This window comes from Variovorax fucosicus, from assembly GCF_030316825.1.
GTDB lineage: Bacteria > Pseudomonadota > Gammaproteobacteria > Burkholderiales > Burkholderiaceae_C > Variovorax > Variovorax fucosicus.
This window is the reverse complement of sequence record NZ_JASZYU010000003.1, coordinates 286422-309861: the sequence shown is the minus strand read 5'-3', so window position 1 is coordinate 309861 and position 23440 is coordinate 286422. Positions and strand designations below refer to the sequence as shown.

The 23440-nt window shown below is 68.3% G+C and carries 22 protein-coding genes and 1 pseudogene; 8 read left to right on the top strand and 15 right to left on the bottom strand.

Going from position 1 to position 23440, the window contains the following annotated elements; translation table 11 throughout:
* Positions 1 to 60 precede the first annotated feature (60 nt).
* The 7 genes from QTI05_RS19080 to QTI05_RS19050 form a co-directional block, all read right to left on the bottom strand.
* On the bottom strand, positions 61 to 696 hold the full coding sequence (locus QTI05_RS19080; RefSeq protein WP_286544176.1) for a PqiC family protein: 636 nt from the start codon (positions 694 to 696) through the stop codon (positions 61 to 63).
* On the bottom strand, positions 693 to 2336 hold the full coding sequence (locus QTI05_RS19075) for a PqiB family protein (RefSeq protein WP_286620264.1): 1644 nt from the start codon (positions 2334 to 2336) through the stop codon (positions 693 to 695). The genes QTI05_RS19080 and QTI05_RS19075 overlap by 4 nt, the downstream gene beginning before the upstream one ends.
* Complete coding sequence (locus QTI05_RS19070) at positions 2333 to 3019, bottom strand: paraquat-inducible protein A (protein ID WP_286620262.1); 687 nt, start codon at positions 3017 to 3019, stop codon at positions 2333 to 2335. Before QTI05_RS19070 ends, QTI05_RS19075 begins: the two co-directional genes overlap by 4 nt.
* Positions 3016 to 3633: a paraquat-inducible protein A gene (locus QTI05_RS19065; RefSeq protein ID WP_286544169.1), complete on the bottom strand. Its 618-nt coding sequence runs from the start codon at positions 3631 to 3633 to the stop codon at positions 3016 to 3018. The genes QTI05_RS19070 and QTI05_RS19065 overlap by 4 nt, the downstream gene beginning before the upstream one ends.
* Positions 3626 to 5065, bottom strand: a complete 1440-nt coding sequence (locus QTI05_RS19060) for an MFS transporter (RefSeq protein ID WP_286620261.1) — start codon at positions 5063 to 5065, stop codon at positions 3626 to 3628. The genes QTI05_RS19065 and QTI05_RS19060 overlap by 8 nt, the downstream gene beginning before the upstream one ends.
* Positions 5066 to 5088: 23 nt before the next feature.
* Positions 5089 to 6270 carry a multidrug effflux MFS transporter gene (locus tag QTI05_RS19055; protein WP_286621104.1) on the bottom strand — a complete coding sequence of 394 codons (1182 nt, stop codon included), beginning with the start codon at positions 6268 to 6270 and terminating at the stop codon, positions 5089 to 5091.
* Between the two features lie 341 nt (positions 6271 to 6611).
* A complete protein-coding gene (locus QTI05_RS19050) occupies positions 6612 to 8396 on the bottom strand; it encodes an adenylate/guanylate cyclase domain-containing protein (protein ID WP_286620259.1) in 1785 nt (594 codons plus the stop codon).
* 138 nt (positions 8397 to 8534) lie between these two features.
* Here QTI05_RS19050 and QTI05_RS19045 point away from each other — a divergent pair.
* Positions 8535 to 8711, top strand: a pseudogene (locus QTI05_RS19045) (transposase); the annotation flags it as partial.
* Positions 8712 to 8726: 15 nt separating this feature from the next.
* Here QTI05_RS19045 and QTI05_RS19040 read toward each other — a convergent pair.
* Complete coding sequence (locus QTI05_RS19040; protein WP_286620258.1) at positions 8727 to 10529, bottom strand: sigma-54-dependent Fis family transcriptional regulator; 1803 nt, start codon at positions 10527 to 10529, stop codon at positions 8727 to 8729.
* 274 nt (positions 10530 to 10803) lie between these two features.
* Between QTI05_RS19040 and QTI05_RS19035 the strand changes: the two genes are divergently transcribed.
* Both QTI05_RS19035 and QTI05_RS19030 read left to right on the top strand, forming a co-directional pair.
* Entirely contained in the window at positions 10804 to 12291 is a 1488-nt protein-coding gene (locus tag QTI05_RS19035) for a benzaldehyde dehydrogenase (protein WP_286620257.1), read from the top strand.
* 14 nt (positions 12292 to 12305) lie between these two features.
* Entirely contained in the window at positions 12306 to 13073 is a 768-nt protein-coding gene (locus tag QTI05_RS19030; protein WP_286620255.1) for a coniferyl-alcohol dehydrogenase, read from the top strand.
* On the opposite strand, the gene QTI05_RS19025 is transcribed toward QTI05_RS19030, so the two are convergent.
* Positions 13064 to 13564: a hypothetical protein gene (locus QTI05_RS19025; RefSeq protein ID WP_286620253.1), complete on the bottom strand. Its 501-nt coding sequence runs from the start codon at positions 13562 to 13564 to the stop codon at positions 13064 to 13066. The two genes, QTI05_RS19030 and QTI05_RS19025, sit on opposite strands and share 10 nt — an antisense overlap.
* A gap of 165 nt (positions 13565 to 13729) precedes the next feature.
* Between QTI05_RS19025 and QTI05_RS19020 the strand changes: the two genes are divergently transcribed.
* The 4 genes from QTI05_RS19020 to QTI05_RS19005 all read left to right on the top strand — a co-directional run bounded on the left by QTI05_RS19020 (position 13730) and on the right by QTI05_RS19005 (position 17282).
* Positions 13730 to 14680, top strand: a complete 951-nt coding sequence (locus QTI05_RS19020) for a YcjF family protein (RefSeq protein WP_286621102.1) — start codon at positions 13730 to 13732, stop codon at positions 14678 to 14680.
* 130 nt (positions 14681 to 14810) lie between these two features.
* Positions 14811 to 15929, top strand: a complete 1119-nt coding sequence (locus tag QTI05_RS19015) for a DUF3182 family protein (RefSeq protein ID WP_286620251.1) — start codon at positions 14811 to 14813, stop codon at positions 15927 to 15929.
* 11 nt (positions 15930 to 15940) lie between these two features.
* Positions 15941 to 16717, top strand: coding sequence for an alpha/beta hydrolase family protein (locus tag QTI05_RS19010; RefSeq protein WP_286544115.1), 777 nt, complete (start codon positions 15941 to 15943; stop codon positions 16715 to 16717).
* 19 nt (positions 16718 to 16736) lie between these two features.
* On the top strand, positions 16737 to 17282 hold the full coding sequence (locus QTI05_RS19005; RefSeq protein WP_286620249.1) for a DUF924 family protein: 546 nt from the start codon (positions 16737 to 16739) through the stop codon (positions 17280 to 17282).
* Here QTI05_RS19005 and QTI05_RS19000 read toward each other — a convergent pair.
* From QTI05_RS19000 to QTI05_RS18975, 6 genes are read right to left on the bottom strand one after another with little or no spacing between them, the layout of a single operon-like run.
* A complete protein-coding gene (locus QTI05_RS19000; RefSeq protein WP_286620247.1) occupies positions 17279 to 18448 on the bottom strand; it encodes an MFS transporter in 1170 nt (389 codons plus the stop codon). The two genes, QTI05_RS19005 and QTI05_RS19000, sit on opposite strands and share 4 nt — an antisense overlap.
* Positions 18445 to 19848 carry an amidase family protein gene (locus QTI05_RS18995; protein WP_286620246.1) on the bottom strand — a complete coding sequence of 468 codons (1404 nt, stop codon included), beginning with the start codon at positions 19846 to 19848 and terminating at the stop codon, positions 18445 to 18447. Before QTI05_RS18995 ends, QTI05_RS19000 begins: the two co-directional genes overlap by 4 nt.
* A 27-nt stretch (positions 19849 to 19875) precedes the next feature.
* Positions 19876 to 20427 (bottom strand): methylated-DNA--[protein]-cysteine S-methyltransferase, encoded by a 552-nt coding sequence (locus QTI05_RS18990; protein ID WP_286620245.1) that lies wholly within the window; start codon positions 20425 to 20427, stop codon positions 19876 to 19878.
* A complete protein-coding gene (locus QTI05_RS18985) occupies positions 20424 to 21329 on the bottom strand; it encodes a LysR family transcriptional regulator (protein ID WP_286620244.1) in 906 nt (301 codons plus the stop codon). Before QTI05_RS18985 ends, QTI05_RS18990 begins: the two co-directional genes overlap by 4 nt.
* A 17-nt stretch (positions 21330 to 21346) precedes the next feature.
* Positions 21347 to 21823 carry a type II toxin-antitoxin system VapC family toxin gene (locus QTI05_RS18980; RefSeq protein WP_286544101.1) on the bottom strand — a complete coding sequence of 159 codons (477 nt, stop codon included), beginning with the start codon at positions 21821 to 21823 and terminating at the stop codon, positions 21347 to 21349.
* A gap of 1 nt (position 21824) precedes the next feature.
* On the bottom strand, positions 21825 to 22073 hold the full coding sequence (locus QTI05_RS18975; protein WP_286544100.1) for a type II toxin-antitoxin system Phd/YefM family antitoxin: 249 nt from the start codon (positions 22071 to 22073) through the stop codon (positions 21825 to 21827).
* Positions 22074 to 22207: 134 nt separating this feature from the next.
* On the opposite strand from QTI05_RS18975, the gene QTI05_RS18970 reads away from it, so the two are divergent.
* Positions 22208 to 23392 (top strand): MFS transporter, encoded by a 1185-nt coding sequence (locus QTI05_RS18970; protein ID WP_286620243.1) that lies wholly within the window; start codon positions 22208 to 22210, stop codon positions 23390 to 23392.
* Positions 23393 to 23440 lie beyond the last annotated feature (48 nt).

Genomic DNA, 23440 nt, shown 5'->3' with positions numbered 1-23440 from the left:
CACGCTATCGAATTAATAGCAATCAACGCCCGTCGCACGGGCGCTGGCGGCGCAGATTGCTTAAATCGGACAGGCCGCGTCCGGATTCTGCTGCAGCGCGGCCACGCTGCGCGCGATGGCCGCCGAGGCATTGGCCGTGAGCCGCTGCGCGCCCTGCGCGACGGCATCGATGCCTGTGCCGGCGACCGGCTCGCTGAGGGTGATGCGGCACACCATCGAACGCGGTTGCTCTGCGCGCCGCAGTGTCCAGCCCAGGTCGGCCTCGACCTTGCCACCCTCGACCGCGTCGAACTGCCGCACCTGCACCGCGATGCGCGTGACCGGCGCCGCGGCCGGCCGGCCCCCGCGGGTGCCGTCGAGCGCGCCCAGGCGTGCAGCGATACCGCTGGCCAACGCATCGCGCAATTCGTTCTCGAACGACGAAGCCCAGCGGTGCTGCTCCAGAATCTCCACCTCCGCCCGGCTGCCGTCACCGGCCGGGCGCACCACGAGTTGCGGCCGCGCCAGCCGCTCGGGCATGCCCAGCGGTGCGAGCTCGATCCACAGCGGCGCGGCTGCGGCAGGCGGCGCAGCCGGCGGCGCCACCGCCGACACCGGAGCGGCCAGCGTGTAGTAGCGCGTCGGCGGGCTCGCACAGCCGGCCAGTACCAGCATGCCCATGGCCGCACAGAAGGCGGTGGTGGTGATGAACTTCATTTCTTCTTGTCGTCCGGTTTGCCGCGCAGCAGCGACTCGGGGTGGCGCTCAAGGTAGTCGGTCAGCACGCGCATCGAACCGGCGGCCCGGGTGAGTTCCTGCAAGGTCTGGCGCACGTCCTGCTGCAACGGCGAATCGTCCGACAGCGTGCGGTTGGCGCTGTCGACGGTCTTGCGCACGTCCTTCAAGGCCGCCGTGATTTCGGGCGATACATCGTTGTTCAGCGTCTTCGCCAGCTGCTCGGCACCCGTGAGCGTCTTGTTGAGCGTGGCGAGCGAAACACGCATGTCCTTGCCCAGTTCCTCGAACGGAATCTTGTTGACCTTGGTCGCGATCTCCTGCACCTGCGTCTGCAAGTCTTCCAGGCTGCCCGGGATCGTCGGCAGCTCGACCGGCGTCTTCGACACGTCGACCTTGACCGGCCGCGCCTTCGGAAAGAAGTCGAGCGCCACATACATCTGGCCGGTCAGCAGGTTGCCGTTGCGCAACTGGGCGCGCAGGCCCTTGCCGATCAGGAACTGCAGGCGCTGCTCCTGCGAGTAGCGCGATTCGGGCGCCGTCTCGCCCGCCGGGCGGCGCAGCCGGTCGGGGTAGATCTGCACCAACACCGGCATGCGGAACTCGCGCTCGGTCCGGTCGAACTCGACGCCGATCGACTTGACCTCGCCGATCACCACGCCGCGGAAGTCGACCGCCGCACCCGGCGCGAGGCCACGCAGCGACTCGTTGAAGTACATCAGCATGGGCTGCGAAGGCCCGTCCGGCGCCTTCATGGCGAGCGACTCGTCCTCTGCCAGCGCGTACGCGGTGTTTTCCTTGGCGACCGGGCCCATCTCGCCTTCGGGCGCCTGGAATGCGATACCGCCGAGCAGGATGGTGGCGAGCGACTGGGTGCGCAGCTTCACGCCGCTGGCGGTGATCGACGCATCGAGCCCGCTGGCATGCCAGAAGCGTGTGTTGACGCCGACGAACTTGTCGTACGGCGCGTTGACGAACACCCGCAGCGTCACGCCGCGCCCGTCGGCATCGAGCTCGTAGGCCGCGACCTGCCCGACCTTGATGCGGCGGAAATACACCGGCGAGCCGACGTCGAGCGAGCCGATGTCGGCGGCGCGCAGCAGGTACTGCTGGCCGGAGGCGTCGCGCGTGACGATCGGCGGCACCTCGAGGCCAGTGAACTCGCTCGCGCTGTCTTCCGAAGTGCCGGCATCGGCGCCGATGTAGGCGCCCGACAGCAGCGTGCCAAGGCCAGAAATACCCGAGGTGTCGAGCCGCGGCCGCACCACCCAGTAGCGCGTGTCGCTGGCGGTGAAGCCGTCGGCTTCCTTGGTGAGCTGCACGGTCACGCGCACGTGCGAACGGTCGCGCGCAAGCCGCAGCGACTGCACGATGCCGATCTGCACGTCCTTGTACTTGACGGCGGTCTTGCCGGCCTCCAGGCCTTCGGCAGTCTTGAAGGTGAGCACGATCTCGGGGCCGCGCTGCATCAGGATGCGCGCAACCAGCGTCATGCCGACCAGCGCGGCCACGATCGGGATCAGCCAGATCAGCGAGGGCAGCCAGTCGCGCCGGCGCACCACCTTCGGTGCGGGCGGTGCGCCCGGTTCGGGTGGCGGAGGTGGCGTCGTTTGTTCACTCATGCGGTTGCGGTTTTCTTCTTTTCGACTTCATTGTCACCGGCTGGTGTTACCGGCCTGTCGTCCCAGGTGAGCCGCGGGTCGAAACTGATCGACGCCAGCATGGTCAGCACCACCACCGCACCGAAGGCCGCGATGCCGACGCCGGCCGTGATCACCGCAAAGCCCTGGATCTGCACCAGCCCGGTGAGCAGCGACACGACGAACACATCGAGCATCGACCAGCGGCCGATGATCTCGATGATGTGATAGAGCCTGGCCCGCTCGGGGCGGCGCCAAGCGGTGCGGCGCTGCGCCGTGATCAGCAGCAGCATGAGTGCGGTGAGCTTGAACAGCGGCACCAGGAAACTCGCGACGAACACGATCGCAGCCAGCCCGTAGGCGCCCGACACCCAGAAGTAGATGACGCCGCTCAGGATGGTGTCGTTCTGCGTGCCGAACAGCGTCTTGGTGATCATCACCGGCAGCAGGTTGGCCGGTATGTACATCAGGCAGGCCGCGACCAGCAGCGCCCAGGTGCGGTTGAGGCTATCGGGCTTGCGGCGCTGCAGGTGCGTGCCGCAGCGGCCGCAGGCGGCGCCCTCCTCTGCCTGCGCCCACACCGTGCCGCAATGGTGGCAGGCCAGCAGGCCGAGGCCGGCCACGGTCGGCACCGGGGCGTCTTCGTGGTGGCCGTGGGGGATCATGCGCCTTCCTGCCGCTGGAACACCAGTTCCCAGAAGCCGCGCGGATCGAACGACAGCACCGACGTCAGCAACACCGTGAGCGCCATGAAGGCATAGAGCGCCGGCCCGGCCACCACCGTGGCCATGCTCGACAGCTTGACGATCGCGACCAGCACGCCGAGCAGGAACACCTCGATCATTCCCCACGGCCGCAGCGACTGCATGGCCCGCACCAGCCAGGCGAAGCCGGGCGCCTGCCGCTCGCGCGCCAGCGGCACCAGCAGCCACACCAGGATGCAGAGCTGCAGCAGCGGAAACAGCAGCGTCGTGGCCAGCACCAGCATGGCCACCACCGACATGCCCTCGGCCATCAGCGCCATCACCGCACCGGCCAGCGTGGTCTGGCTGCGCAGGCCCTGCAACTCGATTTCGACGATCGGAAACAGGTTGGCAATGGCGAACATGATCAGGCTGGCCACCGTCAGCGGCAGGATGCGGCGGCGCTGGTTGCCGGCATGGCGCTCGAGCTCGGAACCGCAGCGCGGGCAGCGCGCCACGTCGCGTGGCTGCAGCGGTGCGCGCTGGTACACGGCATCGCAGCCTTCGCAGGCGATGGTGTCGGGCACCTCACGCACGGTGCTGCGGCACCGCGGGTGCCGTCGTCCGGAGGCGCAACGTGCTGAACACCGCGGCCGCGCCGGCGCAGCAGGCCGCCAGCACCAGCGCGATGACCGGGCCCTTGCCGCTCAACGGACTCCAGACGCTGAACACCGCCGCCACCATCACCGCGCCCGCGGTCTGGCCGGTGAGCCGCGCGGTGCCCAGCATGCCGCTCGCAGCGCCGCTGCGGTGCGCCGGCGGCGCGGTCACGATCGTGTGGTTGTTGGGTGACTGGAACAAGCCGAAGCCGAGCCCGCACAACGCCATGCGCCAGACGATGTCGGCATTGGCCGGATGCGGGGGCAAGGCCGCCAGCAGCGCCAGCCCGCTGGCCAGCAGGCCGAGGCCGATGCCGCCGAGCAGCCCGTCCGGGTAGCGGCCGATCAGCCGCCCCGCCACCGGCGCCATCACCACGATGGCCAGCGGCCAGGCGGTGATCAGCAGGCCGGCCTCGATGTGGCTGCGGCCATAGGTGTCGAGCAGCAGGAACGGCAGCGCGATGTACGACAGCATCTGCGCCGCGAAGGCCGCGACCGAGGTGCCCATCGACAGCGCGAACACCGGAATGCGCAGCAGATCGACCGGGAACAGCGGCAGTGCCAGCTTGCGTTGCCGCCGGATGAACACAAAGCCGACCGCGATGCCGGCCAGCAGCAGGCCCCAGGCCAGTGGCGACGCGCCCTGCGCGGCCTGCTGCTCCTCGCGCACGCCGAGCCGGTCGACGCCCACGAAGATCAGCGAGAACATCAGGATGTTGAGCACCACGTCGACGAGCGAGAACCGTGCCCCGGCCGGCGGCGGCGCGCTGTTGGCCGGCAGTGAGCGTGTGGCCAGCGCCAGCACGACGATGCCCAGCGGCACATTGAGCGCGAACAGCCAGGGCCACGACGCGACCGACAGGATCGCCGCTGCCATCGACGGCCCCGCCACCGCCGAGGTGGCGACCACCATCGAATTGAGGGCCATGCCGCGCCCGAGCTGCGCCCTCGGATAGATCAGCCGCACCAGCGCCGAGTTGACGCTCATGATGCCGGCCGCGCCCAACCCCTGCAGCGCACGTGCCGCGATCAGCGTGCCGAGTGAGTTGGAGAAGGTGGCGCCGAGCGAGGCCACCGTGAACAGCGCGATGCCTGCGATGTAGATGCGCCGGTAGCCGACGATGTCGCCCAGCGTGGCCAGCGGCAGCAGCATCACCAGCGTGGCGATCTGGTAGGCATTGACCACCCAGATCGAGTGCGAGGCGGTGGCCTGCAGCTCGCGCGCGATGCCGGGCAGCGCGAGGTTGACGATGGTGCCGTCGAGCACCGCCACCGTGATGCCGAGGATGATGACCGCCATCGCACGGCCGCGTGCCGGCCACGGCAGGCCATCAACGGCCACGGGAAGTACGGAAGAAGGAGGCGCCATGTTCTGCTTGTTCTGCCGTGAGCCTAGCGCGCCAGCGACGGCTCTGCGCGCCGGCCGCCGAGCGTGAACCAGGTCAGCACCAGCGCCACTAGCGCGCCGGCCGCCATGCCGACCACCATCGGCAACGGCCGCCCGTCGGTGAACAGGCCCACCAGCGCCATCATCAGCGCACCGGTGAGCATCTGCAGCGTGCCCATCAGCGCCGATGCGGTGCCGGCGATGGCACCGTGCTGCTCAAGCGCGAGCACGCCGGTGGTCGGAATCACCAGGCCCATGAAACCGCTGGCAATGAAGTACAGCACGATCAGCACCGCCAGGCGGTCACCGCCCATCGCGTAGTAGGCGAGCATGGCCAGCATCACCACGCCGCTGGCCAGCACGCCGAACTGCACCAGCCGCACCAGCCCGTAGCGTTCGCCCAGCGTGCCGGTGAGCTGCGCAGCAGCAAAGAACGCCGCCGCGTTGACGCCGAATGCCACGCTGTACATCGTGGGCGACAGTCCGTAATGGTCGATCAGCACGAACGACGAGTTGGCCAGGTAGGTGAAGAAGCCGGCCATCGCGAACGCGCCGATGAACACCAGCCCGAGGTAGTGCCCGTCGCGCAGTAGCAGCCAGTAGCCGGCCAGCGCACTGCGCAGGCCGCTGTCGACCCGCTGCGCCGGCAGCCGCGTTTCCTGCAGCGACGCGAACATCATCACGAGCCCGGCAATGGCCGCCAGCGTCACGGCCCAGAACACGCCGCGCCAGCCGGCCAGGGCGATCACCCCGCTGCCCGCCAGCGGCGCCAGGATCGGCGAGATGCTGAACACCAGCATCAGCAGCGACATCAGCCGCGCCGCGTCGGTGCCGGTGTGCAGGTCGCGCACCACCGCACGCGGAATCGCCATGCCGGCCGCAGCGCCCAACCCCTGCACGAAGCGCAGCGCGATCAGCGTCTGCACGTCGGTCGCCAGCGCACAACCGACGCTGGCCAGCGCGAACAACACCAGGCCGAAGTAAAGCGGCGGCTTGCGCCCCACCATGTCCGACACCGGCCCGTACAACAGCTGGCCGGCGCCGAGCGAGAGGAAGAAAGCAGTAAGGCTCATCTGCACCGCACCGATGCCGGCCCCCAGGCTTTGTCCGATTTCCGGCAAAGCCGGCAGGTACATGTCGATTGCGAACGGGCCGATGGCGGAAAGCAAGCCCAGCAACAGGGCCATCTTGAAGAAGCGGGAACTCATTGGCTTGATTGTGGCGACGGATGGATGGGCGTGCTGGTGGGTGGATTTAGTTCTGCTGGGCTGGCAACTCGGGCTCCACAGGCGGTGCTCATTTGCCGCATTGGAGTTGAGCGTCAAGCCGAGCGCTCATACCCCTTTCCTGATGCAGTCATTGCACGACGGCTCAGTGTTGTATGCCTGCTCTCATTCGCCTCAGCGGCTCTCGCGACGATTCCTCAGTCAACCGTGGCCTATTCGCTCAGTCCGGAGGGCGCAGCTTCTTCGTTTGGGTACCTGGAATTTTCCACGGATGTGGTCAGTTCCAGTCCGCGCTTGTGGGTTCAGGCGGTTAGCCCGGCCTTGCGCAGGCCCGCCACAAACTGCTCAAGAGGCGCGGGGTTGCTGTAGGGCAGGACGCGCAGCGTGAGTTCGATTGCATATTCGGGATGGATGTCCATTAGTTCGCTCCAGATCTGGTGCGCCTCCTCATGGCGACCGGTGTGACCGTAGAGCGAGGCTAGGTAGGCACGGGTAACGTCCGAACCCGGCATGTGGATGAGGCGCCGCTTAAAGCTCGCTTCGGCTTCTGCATATCGCGCAATGACGAATTGAGCCCGCCCCTGCGCATGCAGCCAAAGGCTGAACTGCGGGTCGAGGCGCAACGCCTTCGCGAGCGATTCGATCGCCTCCTCGTGGCGCCCGGCGAAATCCAGGATGACGCCGAGCGTCCCATAGCTCTGGGAGGAGTTCGGGTCGAGCGCGACCGAGCGACGTGCGGCGCTCTCGGCCTCGTCCAACCTGCGCAGCCACATCAGCGCGTTGGAAAGCGCATGGTGTGCCATGGGCTCAAGGGGATCGCATTCGCACGCCTTGCCTGCCAACGCCAGGTTCTCGTGCAGATCGTCGGCTGTCCGGCCATTCCAGGCGTTGGCGTATTCGATGCCGCCGGCGATCGCCAGGTAGGCATAGCCCAGCGCCATGCTCGGGTCGATCGCCAGTGCGCGCTCTAGCATCTCTCGCGTCTCGACCAGCGCCGGCGCCGTGAACTGAACGATGCAGCTCTTGGCGCGAATCAGGTAGTCGTAGGCCTCGCCGTTGACCTTGCCGCGTTCCTGCCGGCGGGCTTCCTCGTTGCCGGTGAGCCTGACCTCGAGCGTCTCGACGATCTTGCGAGTGACCTCGTCCTGCACCAGGAAGATGTCCTCGATCTCGCGGTCATAGCGGTCAGCCCAGATGTGCCCGCCAGACTCGGCATCGATGAGCTGCACGTTGATACGCACTCTCATGCCGGCGCGCCGCACGCTGCCCTCGAGCACGTGACGCACGCCCAGTTTGCGCCCCACCTCCTGGATGTCGACACTTTGCTTCTTGTAGACAAACGTCGAGTTGCGAGCGATGACGAACAAGCCCGAGATCTTGGAACAGTCGGTGATGATGTCCTCGGTGATGCCGTCCGCGAAGTACTCCTGCTCCGAGTCTCCACTCATGTTCGTGAACGGCAGGACGGCCAGCGAAGGCCGGTCCGGCAAGCGCAGTGCCGGCGCTCGCAAGGACATTGGCGCGGCGCGCGTCAGTTTGAAGGCGTGGACCGGGTGCGAAATGTTCTTCATCGGCTGCTCGCCCTGATCGACGAAGCCCTCGCCGATCCTGTCCCGCACGGCGCCGTACACCGCGTCGGACACGAGGATGCCGCCCGGCTCGGCCACGCCGCACAGCCGCGAGGCGATGTTCACGCCATCGCCGTACACCGTGCCGTCCGCTTTCTCGATAACGTCGCCCATGTGGATGCCGATGCGAAAAGGCATGCGCCGGTCTTGCGGCAGGGCGTCGATGGACGCGCCCAAGTCCTGCTGGACGACCATCGCCGCCGCCACCGCACCGGCCGCCGTCCTGAATACGGCGAGTACCGAGTCGCCGGCCATGTCGATCACGCGGCCATGATTGGCCTCGATGCGGCTGTGGAACACCGCACGAGCCGCGTCGAGGGCAGCCACGGTGGCGCGGTCGTCGACGGCCATCAGGCGCGAATAGCCCGCGGCGTCCGCTGCGAGGATCGCCACCAAGCGCTGCCTGAGATCAGCCGAGTTCACGTGCGCCGACTCCGTAGGGAAGGATGGCTGGCGCATATTAACCCTCGTCGCGGACATTTTGCGGTGCTCTATTCGCCAGGACTTCGTCTGAAAGACGTGCAACTCCAGCTATCGACGTGCATCGGCGAGGTTGCAAGCCATACCCGGTCCACGACGTGGGCTGGGGTGAGAGACCTGAACTGGAAGGCGCTGCTCAAAGTCATCGAGCCCCACTATCCAATGGCAGGCCGAGGCCGTCGGCCCTACCCGCTGCAAGCCATTCTGCGCGTTCACCTGATGCAGAACTGGTTCGCCCTGAGCGACCCAGCGAAGGAAGAAGCCCTGTATGAGATCGCCTCGCTGCGCACGTACCTGTTCAGACCTTCCCTAGCTGGGCGAATGCCCAGCCGATGACGCAGCACGCCCAAGCCGATAGGCCAGTTGCGCGCGGGTAAGCCCCAGCCGGCGCGCGGCAGCCGCCAGATTGCCCTTGGCCTGTGCGACCGCTTCGTCGAGCAGTTGCCGCTCGACCTCCGCGAGGCTCAACGTTTCGCTCCCCAGGCGCTGCTCCAGCAGCGCCAGCAGATCCGGCGCGACCTGGGTCGGCTGAACCGTCAGGCCGCCGTGTGCGCCGATGGCCAGCAGCGTCTCTTCGGACAACTGCTCGCGCCGGAACATGTGGGGCACGTCGATCGCGCTGCCGTCTTCGGCCGAGATGACGCCGCGCTCGACCAGGTTCTGCAGCTCGCGGATGTTGCCGGGAAAGGCGTACTGCAACAGTGCCCGCACCGCGCGCGGCGTAAAGCCCGCGACCTGGCGGCCGTGGCGCCGTGCCTCGCGTTGCAGGAAGTGGTTCATGAGCAGCGGCACGTCGTCGCGCCGTTCGCGCAGCGGCGGCAGGTGGATGGGGAATACGTTGAGCCTGAAGAACAGGTCTTCGCGGAACCGCCCTTCCCGCACCTGCGCCTGCAGGTCGACATTGGTGGCCGCGACCACGCGCACGTCGACTTGCAGGGTGCGCGTGCCGCCCACCCGCTCGATCTCCCCTTCCTGCAGCGCGCGCAGCAGCTTGCCTTGACTCACCGGGCTGAGCGTGGCGATCTCGTCCAGCAGCAATGTGCCGCCGTTGGCGCGCTCGAAGCGCCCCGGGCGCGAGGCGGTCGCGCCGGTGAAGGCGCCGCGCTCGACGCCGAACAGTTCCGACTCGATCAGCGTGTCCGGAATGGCGGCGCAGTTCACGGCCACAAAGGCCTGGTCGGCACGCGCGCTGATGCGATGCAGGCGGCGCGCAAAGGCCTCCTTGCCGACGCCCGACTCGCCGGTGAACAGCACGGTGGCCTGGGTGCGCGCCACCCGCTCCAGCTGGTGGCAGACCGAGTTGAAGGCAGACGAGGCGCCGACCATCTCATGCCGATCGAAGGGCTCGGCAGCACGCGCAGACAAGGCGCTTGGCGGCGTCGCGGCAGGTCGGACGACCGCGGTTGGCTTGGGCGCTTCGGTCAGATCACCCACCTGCAGATAGCGCAGATCCTCACTCACATCGCCCCAGGCTTCGGCATGTCGCCCGATGACGCGGCAGACGTGCGAGCCCATGGAGCGGCATTCGACCTCGCGAAACACCACGAGCTTGCCGAGCAGGCTGGTCACGTAGCCGGTGGCATAGCCGATCTGGGACCAGCAGGCCGGCTCCGTGCCCAGGCCGTAGGCCGCGATGTGTTCGTCGTCTTCGCTCGAGTGTTCCCAGAGAAACTCACCTTCGTAGATGCCACGGTCGATGTCGAAGTCGAAGGCCTTCGGCGTGACCTTGACCATGCCCTCGAGCGCGTGCAGCCGCGTGCCGGCCATGAACACCGACGCGGCGTCGCCCTGGGGCCAGCGCTCGCGCACCAGCTGGGCGTCGCGTGCACCCGAAACGTAGCCCGAGCGCGTCAGGAGCCCGCGCGCGCGCTCCAGTCCGAGGCTGTCGATCAGTTCGCGCCGCAGATGGCCCATCGACGAGCTGTGCAGCAGCAGCATGCGCTGCTCGTTGAGCCAGATGCGCCCGTCGCCCGGCGAAAAGAACAGCGATTCGGTCAAGTCGGCCAGGGTCGGCGCCTGCCCATCATCGAAATGGGCGCTGTCGCCCCGACGCAGCATGGCACCGGTCTTCAGCGCGACATCGGCCAGGGAAATGCGGGCGGGCTTTTGCATGCTGGATGTCTCCATGTAATTATTGTTTATAACCTTTTAAGAACTTTCCGGCTCTGAAAATTGCTCAAATGAGAAGTTTGCTGCCGTGGGGAAACCGCCTGTGCAGTGCAGCAATCGCCCTCCGGGAAAGTACCGACTTTCCCCGTGAAAAAAGCCAATGCTGCGAGGCAGCAAATGGAGCCTGGCGCAGCTTCTGGAATATGGATTGCGATGGGTATGCCATCCGCGAAAGCCGCGGCCATGCCATTCACCCACAACCATTCCGGAGATTCCAATGGGCGCTTTCGATGCCGTTTCCTTCCTCGACGCCACGCGCTGGCTCAGCCGCGTCTACGCGCCGACCTGGGTCGACGCCCTGGGCGGCACCTGCGAGGTCAAGGAGCCAGCCACCGGCGAGACCCTGACCACCGTCGGCCTGGCCAACGCCACCGACATTGCCGCGGCCACACAACACGCAGCCGAGGCGCAACCGGCCTGGGCCGCGATGGCGCCGCGCGAGCGCGCAGCCATCCTGCGCCGCGCCGGCGAGCTGTTCAGCCGGCACATGGTGGAGCTGGCGGTCTTCGTCGCCCGCGAAACCGGCGGCATCATGGCCAAGGCGGAGCACGAGGTGCGCGAGGCCGCCACGTTGTGCCACCTGGCGGCCGGGATGGTGTTGCAACCGCAGGGCCTGACGCTGCCGACCACGCCGGGGCGCCTGAACATCGCGCGCCGCGTGCCGCATGGGGTGGTGGGCGTGATCTCGCCGTTCAACTTTCCGTTGATCCTGTCGCTGCGTGCGGTGGCGCCGGCGCTCGCGGCCGGCAACGCGGTGGTGCTCAAGCCCGATCCGCAAACGCCCGTGAGCGGTGGCTTCATCATGGCGCGCGTATTCCAGGAAGCCGGCCTGCCGGCCGGCGTGCTGCAGGTGCTGCCCGGCGGCCCCGAGGCCGGCGAGGCGCTGGTGACCGACCCGCATGTGCGCATGATCCAGTTCACCGGCTCGACCGCGGTGGGCCGGCGCATCGGCGAACTCTGCGGCAAGCATCTGAAGAAGGTGTCGCTGGAGTTGGGCGGCAAGAGCTCGCTGATCGTGCTCGACGACATCACGAGCGAGGCCGACCTCGACCGCGCGGCCAGCAACGTAGCCTGGGGCGCATGGCTGCACCAGGGCCAGATCTGCATGGCCTCGGGCCGCATCCTGGTACACGAGAAGGTGGCGCCGGCGCTGATCGCGCGGCTGGTGGCCAAGGCCACCCATCTGCCCATGGGCAACCCCGCCACCGCGCAGGTCGCGCTCGGGCCGATGATCAACGCCAGGCAGGTGGCGCGCGCGCTGGCCATCGTGCAGGACTCGGTCAAGGCAGGAGCGAAGCTCGAAGCCGGCGGCACGCATGACGGCCTGTTCTTCAAGCCGACCGTGCTGAGCAACGTGCGCCCCGGCATGCGCGCCTTCCAGGAAGAGGTGTTCGGGCCGGTGGTCAACCTCACCACCTTCAGCACCGACGACGAGGCCGTGGCGCTCGCCAACGACACCGAGTACGGCCTGTCGGCGGGCGTGATTTCCAACTCGATCGCACGCGCCATGGCCATCGGCGACCGGCTCAAGACCGGCATGCTGCACATCAACGACCAGACTGTGAACGACGAGTGCACCAATCCCTTCGGCGGCATGGGCTGCTCCGGCAACGGTGGCCGCGTGGGCGGCCCGGCCGACCTCGACGAATACACCCAATGGCAATGGGTCACGGTCAAGGGCGAAGCCCCGCAATACCCGTTCTGAACTGAGGAGACACCATGAGCTTCCACGGCAAGACCATCGTCATCACCGGCTCGAGTTCGGGCATCGGCGCCGAAACCGCGCGGTTGCTGCGCCAACAAGGCGCGCGCGTGATCGGCGTCGATCGCAACGACCCGATGATCACGCTCGACGGCTTCGTGCGCGCCGACCTGTCCGAGCCATCGGCCATCGACGCGGCCGTCGCGCAACTGCCCGACCGCATCGACGCGCTGTGCAACATCGCCGGTGTGCCGGGCACTGCCAACGCGGATCTGGTAGCCCGGGTCAACTACCTGGGCCTGCGCCACCTCTGCCAGCGCGTGCTCGAACGCCTGCCCGAGGGCGGCGCGATCGTCAACATAGCCTCGATCCTCGGCGCCGAATGGCCGCTGCGCCTGGCGCAGCACAAGGCGCTGGCCGAGACGGCCAACTTCGAAGACGGACTGGCCTGGCTCGCCGGGCAGCCGGTGCCGCAGGAGACCTGCTACCAGTATTTCAAGGAGGCATTGATCGTCTGGACCGTGACGCAGTCGCAGAAGTGGTTCCTGGAAAAAGGCGTGCGCATGAACTGCGTGGCGCCGGGCCCGGTCTTCACGCCCATCCTGGGCGACTTCGTTGCCATGCTGGGCCAGGAACGCGTGCAAAAGGACGCCCATCGCATGAAGCGTCCGGCGCTGGCCGACGAGATTGCACCGGTGGTGGCCTTCCTGTGCTCGGACGCATCGCGGTGGATCAGCGGCGTCAACCTGCCCGTGGACGGCGGACTGGCATCGACCTACCTCTGAGTCCACCAGCGCGCCAGGCGGCGCAGCAGCGCAAGCGGATATCCCCCGGTCCGGACTTCGGGGCAATCCTCGCGATAGCGCGCACGCTGCGTGGCCGATGCTGCGCGCAGGGCGGCCAGGTTGTTTTCCGTGTACCTCCAGACGCCCCGGACCACGAAATTGCCCGGCCGACTCGGATCCGGCTTCAGCTGGACATGCACGCCCGTGGCACCGATGCTCCGGAGCAGCTCGGAGCGTGCCGTCGCAACCATCATGCCGTCGCCGTAGATCTCGATCTCGCGCGTCAAGGTAAAGCAAACGGTCTGGATGCTGGGGAAACGCTCCGCCAGGAACAGCGTGACATCGACCAGCAGCAGCGGGCCGAGGCTGCGCCGCTCGCTTCCCACCGACGGTGAAACCAGGAAGCGGCTGATGTGAACCGTCGACCCGTCGGCGTTGACTTCGATCGGGTCGAGCGAGCCAAGAAAGCGGCCGCGGTCATAGACGAGCATGGGCTCGCCCAGTTCGTAGCTCGACCGTCCGGGGCCCACAAGGTGCAGTTTCTCAAAGATCAAAATTAACCAGGATCGATTTACGGTCATTCTGCGGCTGGGGGAACCTTCGCGCCCTGCCCCACCCGAACAAAGCCTTTCAACTCTCAGGAACCCCCGAACGTGATCACCCCTTCCGAAAGCCGTGCCATTGTCACCCTGTGCCTCATGGCCGCCTATGTCGATGGCGACAAGCATGAGCGCGAGCGCGACGAGGTCAAACGCATTGCCGAAGGGCTGGCGCAGGCGGGCCAGGACATCAACCTGCAGTCGCTCTACCAGGATGTGCTGATGAAGCGCGTTTCGCTGGCCGACCAGAGCACAGCGCTCACCAGCCCCGAGGCACGCCAGCTCGCCTACGAGATGGCGGTGTGCGTCTGCGATGCCGACGGCGCCCAGTCGCAACCTGAACAACTGTTTCTGAACGATTTGCGCAGCTCGCTCGGCCTCGACGCGCGGGCCACGCAGGCTTTCGACACGCAGGCCGCAGCGATCGCGTCGGCACCGCTGGCCACCACCGCCGCAGCAGGCGCAGCAACCACCGCTCCACCCGCAGTCGACAGCGCCGAACTCGACCAGGCGATTCTCAACGCCGCAATCCTCAACGGCGCGCTCGAGCTGCTGCCCGAGACGCTGTCGACCATGGCCATCATTCCGCTGCAGATGAAGCTGGTGTACCGCATCGGCAAGGCGCAGGGCTACGAGCTCGACAGCGGGCACGTCAAGGATTTCATCGCCACGGTCGGTGTCGGCCTGACCTCGCAGTACCTCGAACAGGCCGGGCGCAAGCTGCTGGGCGGCCTGCTCGGCAAGGTCGGCGGCGGGCTGCTGCGCGGCCTCGGCAACCAGGCAGTGAGTTCGGGCATGAGCTTCGCCACGACCTACGCGCTGGGCCATGTGGCCAAGCGCTACTACGCAGGCGGCCGGACGCTGTCGACGCAGATGCTGAAAGAAGCCTACGCCAGCGTCACGCAGGAAGCCCAGGGCCTGCAGTCGCGCTACCTGCCGGCCATGCAGGAAAAAGCCCGCACGCTCAATCCGGCCAGCGTGCTGGCGATGGTGCGCGGCGGCGCCTGAGCTTGTAGGCATTGGCTGGCGCCGACGTGCGCCAAAAACTGATGCATTGAGGCGGCCGGAGGTTCATTCTTGGGGCAAGCCCGGCCCATGTCGTGATGCCGGTTCACCAATTCTTTAGTGAGCCACTCCCATGCCTGCCCTCGCGCCCCTGCACTCCCGCGCAGCCGACGTCGTCGCGCTGACCGCCAGCCACCGGATCTACGACAGCGACCAGGAACATGCCACGCGCGCGGAGGCCGCCCGGCGCCTGGCTGCGCTCAAGGGCGTCGCGTTCCGGGGTGAATACGTGCACGACCACCCGTACGACGCTCCGCTCTACCTCGTGCCAAGCGACACACTGACCGCCGATGTGGCACATGGCTTGGGCGTGCGCAGCGCCACCGACCTTTTCGGGGGCGTAGTGCCGTGGGGCTTCGTCGGCACCAAGGTCATCACGCACCCACTGGTGGATGCGGCCGCGGTGGCGCCGATTGGCTGGACGCCGGCATTTCCGGAACGGGTGGCGGATGCCGTGCTGCGCGGCTTCTCGGTGTTCTCGCACGACGACGCGCGCAAGGCCGGCGCGCTCCTGCTGGCCGACGGGCCGGTGCGCGCTAAGCCGGCCTGTGCCACGGGTGGCCGCGGCCAGACCGTGGTGCCGGACGCCGCGGCGCTGGATCGCTGCCTTGCGGAAATGAGCTCGGAGGAACTGGCCGAACATGGCCTGGTGCTCGAAGAAAACCTCTGCGAGCCGGTGATCACGCTGAGCGTGGGCCAGGTGACGGTCGGTGACTTGTGCGCGAGCTACCACGGCGTGCAGCGCACCACGCGCAGCAACCACGACAACATCGTCTACGGCGGTTCGGATCTGACGCTGGTGCGCGGCGGCTTCGATGCGCTGCTGCAGCAGCCCGATCTGGACCCCCGGGTACGGCTGGGGATCGAGCAGGCGCAGTGCTATCACGAAGCCGCACTCGACTGCTTTCCGGGCTTCTTCGCGTCGCGCATCAACTACGACGTGGCGCAGGGTCGTTCATCGGCCGGTGCCGAGCGCTCGGGCGTGCTGGAGCAGTCCTGGCGCATGGGCGGCGCCACCGGCGCCGAGATCGCCGGGCTCGAATGCTTTCGCGACCGGCCCGACTGCCAGCGCGTCGAGGCCTCCTGCTTCGAGGTGTACGGCACGCAGGAAGCGCCGCCTGGCGCCACCGTCTATTTCCGCGGCGTCGACAAGCAGACGGGGCAACTGGTCAAGTACGCGGTGGTGCGGTGAAATGAGGATCGATGCCCACTCGCCATAGCACCATCGACATTGCCGTTGGCACCCACCACATCGCCGGCACCCTGGTTGCGCCCTCTGCCGCCGTTCCCGGCGTGCTGCTGGTGCACGGCTGGGACGGCAGCCAGGCCCAGTACCTTGCGCGGGCGCACGAGATCGCAGCGCTCGGCTGCATCTGCCTGACGATCGACCTGCGCGGCCATGCACGGCACGAGGCGTTGCGCGAAGCAGTGACGCGCGAGGACAACCTGCAGGACGTGCTGGCCGGCTACGACACGCTGGTCGGCCACCCGGCGGTCGATCCGCAGTCGGTCGCGATCGTCGGCAGCAGCTACGGCGGCTACCTGGCGGCGCTGGTGAGCGCGCTGCGGCCGGTGCGCTGGCTGGCGCTGCGCGCGCCCGCGCTGTACCGCGACGAAGCCTGGGACACGCCCAAGGGCAAGCTGGCGCGCGAGGATCTGATGGTCTACCGCCGCAGCGTGATCGCACCGGCCGACAACCGCGCGCTGGCCGCCTGCGCTGCCTTCAAGGGCGATGCGCTGGTGGTCGAATCGGAGCACGACAAGACCGTGCCGCACCCGGTGATCGAGAACTACCTGACGGCCTTGAAGCGCGTGCACTCGGTCACCTATCGCGTGCTGTCCGACGCCGACCACGCGCTCTCGCAGGAGGCCTCGCGCCAGGCCTACGGGATGCTGCTGGTGAGCTGGATGACCGAGATGGTGCTCGGCGCCAAGGCCGCCACCGGCCTGCTGCGGCCGGCGCCGCACAGCCCGGCCTGAGGGCCCGGATACTCGGCGCATGAACGCACTTCCCACCGCGCACGACGTCGTTGACTTCTGGCGTGAAGCCGGTCCCCAAAAATGGTTCGCCAAGGACGAGGCCTTCGACGCCGCGTTCAAGAACCGCTTCGAAACCCTGTACCATGCCGCGGCGGCGGGTGCGCTCGACGGCTGGGCCGCCGATGCGGAAGGTGCACTGGCCCTGCTGGTGCTGCTCGACCAGTTTCCGCGCAACGCCTACCGCGAGACCGGTCACATGTTCGCGACCGACGGCAAGGCCCGGGCCATTGCGCGCGCCGCGATCGCGGCCGGCCTCGACGCGCAGGTCGAGGCGGCGCTGCGCCCCTTCTTCTACCTGCCCTTCATGCACTCCGAAGCCCTGGAAGACCAGGAGCGCTCTGTGGCGCTGAATGCCGCGCTCGATGCCAACACGCAGCGCTTCGCGCTACTTCACCGCGACATCGTGGCGCGCTTCGGCCGCTTCCCGCACCGCAATGCTGCACTGGGCCGCGCCAGCACGCCCGACGAGCAGCGCTTTCTGGACGAAGGCGGTTTCTCCGGCTAGGCAGACCGCGCGGCGAGCAGGCCGAGCACGCCCATCGCGAGTGAAAGCACGAGGATCAGGACACCCGTTTCACCGGCACCCGCGAACGCGCCGACCAGCACGCCAGCGAGCGGCTGCGTCAGGTTGTTGAGCATCACGATGACGCCAGTGGTCTTGCCGTAGTCGGCCGGCGGAATGATCTTCTGCCGGCGGCTGCGGATGTAGACGTTGAACATCTTGTCGAAGCCGATCACGAGCAGAAAGCCGAGCGCGTACACCGCAGGGTGCACGCCCAGCCCGGTCAACACGCCGCCGAGGAAGATCAGCGTGTACGACACCACGCCGAGCGTGCGCTGCGCGAACGCGAAGCGCGCAATGGTCAGCAGGATCACGATGGTGGCCACGGCGCCCATCGTCTGCAGCACGGCGTAGTCGCCGGTCGAGCGCTGGTAGAAGCCCGTGACCAGTGCGGCCGACGAGGCCAGCGTGACGCCGATGATGAGGTTCACTCCCGCGGCCAGCAGCACCAGCCGCTTCAGGCCGGGCAACCGCCAGACATGCGCGAACGCAACGACGATCGGCCGCAGCAGCGGCCCGCCGCCGGCCTCTGGGTCGCGCAGCCGAAGATGCGCGATGCGGCGCCACCACACGGTGGTCGCGTCGGCCAGCAGGAACAGCGCGGCGGCGGCGCCCACCACGCCCTGCCAGGGCCAGAGTTCGAGCAGCGCGGCCGCGAGCAGCGGCCCCAGCACGAAGCCGGTCTGGTCGGCCGCCTGCGACAAGGCCAGCACGCGGTCGAAACGCACCGCTTCGCCCTGCGCCGCGATCTGCGGCAACAACACCTCGCGCGCCATCATCCCCTGCGTGGTGAGCACGCCGCAGACGGCCGACAGCGCCACCAGCCAACCCACCCCGCCCGCCCATTCGTTGCCGAGCACGCCGGCCACGCAAACCGCAGCGCGCAGCAGCTGGCTCCACTGCAGCAGCTTCAGGGGCGAGCGGCGGTCGCACAGCGCTCCGCAGACCGGAAACGACAGGAAGCGAGGCAGCGCCTCGACCGCGAACGCAAGGCCCGACCAGGCCACGCTCTGCGTCGCCTGGAACACCACCAGCGGCACCAGGAACAGCAGGATCTGGTCGGCCAGCTTGGAGACGAACAGCGAGGCGAGAAAGACGCGGAAGCTCACGCTGCGACAGGGTCGATCGGCATCGGCGGCACGCCGCGCGCCTCGATCGCCTCGCCGGCCGCCAGGCACAGGTCTTCGCGGAAGCGCCCGGCCACGAGCTGCACCCCGACCGGGCTCTTGCCGACCATGCCGGTGGACACCGTGAGCGCCGGCAGGCCGGTGAGCGGCAGGCCGATCATCGTGAGCTGCGCCTGCCAGACCCGCGCATAGGCCACCGGCCCCTGCAGGTCCAGATCGGCCGCGAACGGCAGCTCGGCGCAGACCGGCAGCAGCACCACCGGATAGCGCTCCAGGAACATCTGCCACAGCCGCGTGATGGTGGCGCGCTTCACCAGTGCGGCCGAGAGTTGCGCCGCCGTGATGCCCTGCGCCAGCCCGGCCTGGCCGGCCAGCGCGGTGATCGCGCCCCGGTCGCCTTCGCGCTCGGCGGCACGCACCATTGCCTCGTAGCCATCGCCCATCCACAGCACCACCTGGCTGTCGAGCGCGTCGCGGATCGGCGGCAACGCGTCGACCTCGTCCACCGTCCAGCCGGCATCGCGCAGGCGGTCGGCCGCATCGCGCAAGGCGCTGACGATCTCGGGCTGTGTGTCGAGCCCGTCCGGCCGAAGGCACAGCGCCACGGTGCGCGGCGCATCGGGGCCGACGAGTGGCGCCGGGCACCACCACGGGTCGCGCGCATCGGGCGCCGCCATGGCCGCGAGCCCGAGGCGCAGGTCGTGCACGGTGCGTGCGATCGGGCCCGACATGGCCATGACCTGCCCGCCGATGCTGCGCTCGGGCAAGGCCGCATTCCACGCCGCCACACGGCCGAGCGAGGGCCGCAGCCCGTGCACGCCGCAGGCATAGGCCGGGTAGCGGATCGAGCCCGCGATGTCGGTGCCGTGCGCCAGGTGTCCGATGCCGGCGGCCACCGAAGACGCGGCACCACCCGACGACCCACCCGGCGTGAGCGTGGCGTCGCGCGGGTTCAGCGTGGTGCCGTGCAACTGGTTGCCGGTGAACCAGCGGTAGCTGAACGCCGGCGTATTGGTGCGGCCGACGATCACCGCGCCGGCTTTCAGCAGGTTGTCGACCACCGGACTGCTCGTGGCCGCGATCAGGTCTTTCTGCAGGTTGAGCCCGTTGCTGGTGGCAAAACCGGCCTGGTCGATGTTGATCTTGACCGTGACCGGCACGCCGGCCAGCGGCCCCGGGTCTTCGCCGCGCGCCAGGGCCGCATCGATCGCGCCCGCGCGTTGCAGCACCTCGTCCGGCCGCCAGTCGACCACCGCGTTGAGTTGCGGATTGACCGCATCGAGCCGCGCCAGCGCCGCCTGCGCGGCTTCGGTGGCCGAGAGCTTGCGCTGGCGGATCGAAGCGGCCACCTGCGAAGCGGACAAGCGCCAGATTTCGGACATGCGGTTTCCTTGGGTTGGTTGTTTGTTTCAGTCGAACAGCGACGGCGTGCCGCCGGGTGCGGCACCTTCGATGGCCAGCATGCGCAGCTTGGTCAGCGCACCACCGCCACCCGAGAAGCCACCGGGCTTGCCGTTGGCCGCGACCACGCGATGGCACGGAACGATCGGCGCGAAGGGGTTGCGGCCGAGCGCCTGCCCGACCGCGCGCGACAGGCCCTTGTCACCGAGTTCTTCGGCCACATCGCCATAGGTGCGCAACTGGCCGGGCGCGATGCGGCGCGCGATGGCATACACGCGCTGGTGGAATTCGGGCACGCCAGTCATGTCGAGCGGCACTTCGCACAGGTCGCGCGGGGCGCCCTGCATCAACGCCTGCACGCCTTCGATGGCGGCCTGCACGAAGGGCGGCGGCGTGCTCTCCGGCAGCGCGCCGGTCGAGCGCAGCATGCGCTCGCGCGTGCCAGCGGCCGTCGCTTCGGGCAGTTGCACCGCAATGACGGCTTGTGCGTTCCAGGCGATGCCGCAGGTGCCGATGGCGGTGTCGAACACTGCGCAGCCGCCGCTTTCCATTTCGCTCATGCCAGCACCACGTTCGCGACCAGGAAATCGAGCAGCGCCCGCACGCGCGCCGGCAGCCGGCCTGGCTTGCCGAGGTAGACCGCATGCATGGGCTCGCGCTCGTGCGGGTTGAATTCTTCCAGCACCGGCACCAGCCGCCCGGCATCGATGTCGGGCTGCACGTGGTAGAGCGACAGCCGGGCAAGGCCGACCCCATCGAGCGCCAGCCGGCGCAGGGTGGCGCCGTCGCCGGCGCGTGCATTGCCGGCCACCGGCACCAGCACCGCCCGTCCGTCGACCTGCAAGGGCCAGTCCGGCAGGTTGCGGCGGTAGTTGGAGCCCAGCCGGTTGTGCGCCTCGAGTTCCTGCGGCGTGCGCGGGGTGCCGCAACGCGCCAGGTAGGCCGGTGATGCGACGATGGCCTGGCCCGTGTCGCCAAGCCGGCGCGCGACCAGATCCGATGCCGGCAGTTGCCCCCAGCGCACGGCCACGTCGGTGCGCTCGTCCATCAGGTCGACCACGCGGTCGGTCAGGGTCACGTCGAGCGTCACCTGCGGATGCTGTTCAAGAAAGCGCGGCACCAGCGGCAGCAGCACCAGCTCGCCGAACGGCACGCTGGCATTGATGCTTACGCGACCGCGCGGCGCCGCACCGGCCGCCGCGCAGCGCTCGGCCTCGTCCATGTCGGCCAGCACCTGCACGCTGCGTTCATAGAAATGCTTGCCCTCGGGCGTGAGCTGCAGCTTGCGCGTGGAGCGGTGCACCAGCTGCGTGGCAAGCCGCGCTTCGAGCCGGCCGACCAGCTTGCTCACCGCCGAGGGCGTCATCCCGAGCTGCCGCGCAGCGGCCGAGAAACCGTCGCGCTCGACCACCTGCACGAAGGCTTCCATCTCGCCGGAACGGTTGACGTCGATGCGGGGCATGGCGGCGCGACCTCGTCTCAGGCGCCGTCGCCGAGCACGATGCGCAAACCCTCGAGGCGCGAGAAATCTCGGTCGTGCGTGACCAGGGCTACGGCGCCCACTTCCAGTGCAGTGGCCGCTTGCAGCGCATCCGGCAACCGCAGGCCGGTGCTCACGCGCAGGCGGGCAGCGGTGACGGCGATCTCCTGCGAGACCGGCACCACTTCGAAGCCGCTGAGCGCTCTTTCATAGCGCTTGGCCAGTACGTCCCGGCCGTGCTTGAAGGGGCCGGCCAGCACTTCCGCGATGGCGATCGTCGAAATGGCGATCTGCAGGGCACCCCGCTCGTACGCCTCGAACAAGCCTTCGAAACGAGGGCCGAATTCCGGATGGTCGTCGAGCAGGTAGATCAGCGGTGCCGAGTCCACCACCACCAGATCGCCCTCGTTCAGGCCACCCCAACGCATCGACCGGACGGCGGCAGGCCGGCCTGCGGTCTTCTTGCGGGTCGCCATGTCAATCCCATTCGTTGCGCAGCGCTGCGACATCCGTGGCGGGCGACTCGCTCCACAGACCCTTGCCACTGCCCCGCAAGACCAGGAAGCGCGCACGCGGGCGGGCCTTGTTGAGCATCTCGGGCGACACGATGGCCGCATAGGGCTTGCCGTGCCGCGTGAGCAGGCTCGGCTCGCCCGCGTGCGCGCGCGACGCCAGTTGAGGAAGTGTGCTGCGGCCCTGTTCGAGCCCTATCGTGCGCAAAGCCATGCTGCTGCTTCTTTCTGTACGGTCTGTACATTATATGTCTCTCCCCGATGTGGCGCATTGATGACTTCAGGTCACAAGTGCTTGTCCGAATGGCGGACTGGTCGAAAGCCAGCCTGAGCCGCACAGTAACAAGCATGCCCATCGCCCTCTTCGCCCTCACCGCCGGTGCCTTCGGTATCGGCACCACCGAGTTCGTCATCATGGGCCTGCTGCTGCAGGTGTCGACGGATTTCCATGTCTCCCTCCCGGCCGCCGGCCTGCTGATCTCGGGCTATGCGCTCGGGGTCGCGGTCGGCGCGCCGGTGCTGACCCTCGCCACCCGCCGCATGGCACGCAAGACCGTGCTGCTCGCGCTGATGGCGATCTTCACGCTCGGCAACATCGCCTGTGCACTCGCGCCCAGCTACGAGGCGTTGATGGCCGCCCGCGTGGTCACCTCGCTGGCGCACGGCACCTTCTTCGGCGTCGGCGCGGTGGTCGCGACCGGGCTGGTGGCGCCCGAGCGGCGCGCTTCGGCCATCGCGATCATGTTCACCGGATTGACGGCCGCCACCATCCTCGGTGTGCCGGCGGGCGCCTGGTTGGGCTTGCACTTCGGCTGGCGCTCGGCGTTCTGGGCCGTGGCCGTGATCGGCGTCGTCGCCTTCGCGGTGCTCGCGCTGTTCGTGCCGCGCGATGCCAAGATCGGTGCCCCGGCCACCGCGCTGCGCGACGAGCTTGCCGTGCTGGCCCGGCCGCAGCTGTGGCTCGGCCTGGCCATCACGGTGCTCGGCTTTGCCGGCCTGTTCGTGGTGTTCACCTACATCCAGCCGCTGCTCACGCGCGTCACCGGCCTGTCCGACGCGGCCGTGTCGCCGGTGCTGTTGCTGTTCGGCGGCGGCCTGGCCATCGGCAACCTGCTGGGTGGCAAGCTGGCCGACCGGGCGCTGGTGCCTGCCCTGCTCGGCACGCTGGCGGCGATGGCGCTGGTGCTCGGCGCAATGGATCTCGTGATTCGCATGCCGGTGCCCACCATGGTGTTCATCGTGCTGCTCGGCATCGCGTCCTTCGCCACCGTCGCGCCGTTGCAGTTGCGCGTGCTGGAGAAGGCGGCCGGCGCAGGCCAGAACCTGGCCTCGAGCCTGAACATCGCGGCCTTCAATCTCGGCAATGCCCTCGGCGCCTGGGTCGGTGGCATGGTGATCGAGCGCGGCCCGGGCCTCGTGGCGCTGGGCCGGGCCGCAGCTCTGCTGACGCTCGCGGGCCTCGGTATCGCGCTCTGGAGCCGTGCGCTGGACAGGCGCAGCGCATCGCCGCAAGGTGTCGCGGTTAACGCCTGAACCTCGGCCTGACTTTCGGCCTGAAATTCATCAACTCAAGGAAACTCC

Excerpts from the sequence above, each read along its gene's own strand:
- QTI05_RS19010 (WP_286544115.1), top strand. The coding sequence starts at position 15,941 with ATGCCCACTCGCCATAGCACCATCGACATTGCCGTTGGCACCCACCAC.
- QTI05_RS19040 (WP_286620258.1), bottom strand. The coding sequence starts at position 10,529 with ATGCAAAAGCCCGCCCGCATTTCCCTGGCCGATGTCGCGCTGAAGACC.
- QTI05_RS19060 (WP_286620261.1), bottom strand. The coding sequence starts at position 5,065 with ATGGCGCCTCCTTCTTCCGTACTTCCCGTGGCCGTTGATGGCCTGCCG.
- QTI05_RS19070 (WP_286620262.1), bottom strand. The coding sequence starts at position 3,019 with ATGATCCCCCACGGCCACCACGAAGACGCCCCGGTGCCGACCGTGGCC.
- QTI05_RS18970 (WP_286620243.1), top strand. The coding sequence starts at position 22,208 with ATGCCCATCGCCCTCTTCGCCCTCACCGCCGGTGCCTTCGGTATCGGC.
- QTI05_RS19025 (WP_286620253.1), bottom strand. The coding sequence starts at position 13,564 with ATGCTCGTCTATGACCGCGGCCGCTTTCTTGGCTCGCTCGACCCGATC.
- QTI05_RS18995 (WP_286620246.1), bottom strand. The coding sequence starts at position 19,848 with ATGTCCGAAATCTGGCGCTTGTCCGCTTCGCAGGTGGCCGCTTCGATC.
- QTI05_RS19015 (WP_286620251.1), top strand. The coding sequence starts at position 14,811 with ATGCCTGCCCTCGCGCCCCTGCACTCCCGCGCAGCCGACGTCGTCGCG.
- QTI05_RS19075 (WP_286620264.1), bottom strand. The coding sequence starts at position 2,336 with ATGAGTGAACAAACGACGCCACCTCCGCCACCCGAACCGGGCGCACCG.
- QTI05_RS19080 (WP_286544176.1), bottom strand. The coding sequence starts at position 696 with ATGAAGTTCATCACCACCACCGCCTTCTGTGCGGCCATGGGCATGCTG.
- QTI05_RS18985 (WP_286620244.1), bottom strand. The coding sequence starts at position 21,329 with ATGCCCCGCATCGACGTCAACCGTTCCGGCGAGATGGAAGCCTTCGTG.
- QTI05_RS19055 (WP_286621104.1), bottom strand. The coding sequence starts at position 6,270 with ATGGCCCTGTTGCTGGGCTTGCTTTCCGCCATCGGCCCGTTCGCAATC.
- QTI05_RS19050 (WP_286620259.1), bottom strand. The coding sequence starts at position 8,396 with ATGCGCCAGCCATCCTTCCCTACGGAGTCGGCGCACGTGAACTCGGCT.
- QTI05_RS18975 (WP_286544100.1), bottom strand. The coding sequence starts at position 22,073 with ATGGCTTTGCGCACGATAGGGCTCGAACAGGGCCGCAGCACACTTCCT.
- QTI05_RS19035 (WP_286620257.1), top strand. The coding sequence starts at position 10,804 with ATGGGCGCTTTCGATGCCGTTTCCTTCCTCGACGCCACGCGCTGGCTC.
- QTI05_RS18990 (WP_286620245.1), bottom strand. The coding sequence starts at position 20,427 with ATGAGCGAAATGGAAAGCGGCGGCTGCGCAGTGTTCGACACCGCCATC.
- QTI05_RS19005 (WP_286620249.1), top strand. The coding sequence starts at position 16,737 with ATGAACGCACTTCCCACCGCGCACGACGTCGTTGACTTCTGGCGTGAA.
- QTI05_RS18980 (WP_286544101.1), bottom strand. The coding sequence starts at position 21,823 with ATGGCGACCCGCAAGAAGACCGCAGGCCGGCCTGCCGCCGTCCGGTCG.
- QTI05_RS19030 (WP_286620255.1), top strand. The coding sequence starts at position 12,306 with ATGAGCTTCCACGGCAAGACCATCGTCATCACCGGCTCGAGTTCGGGC.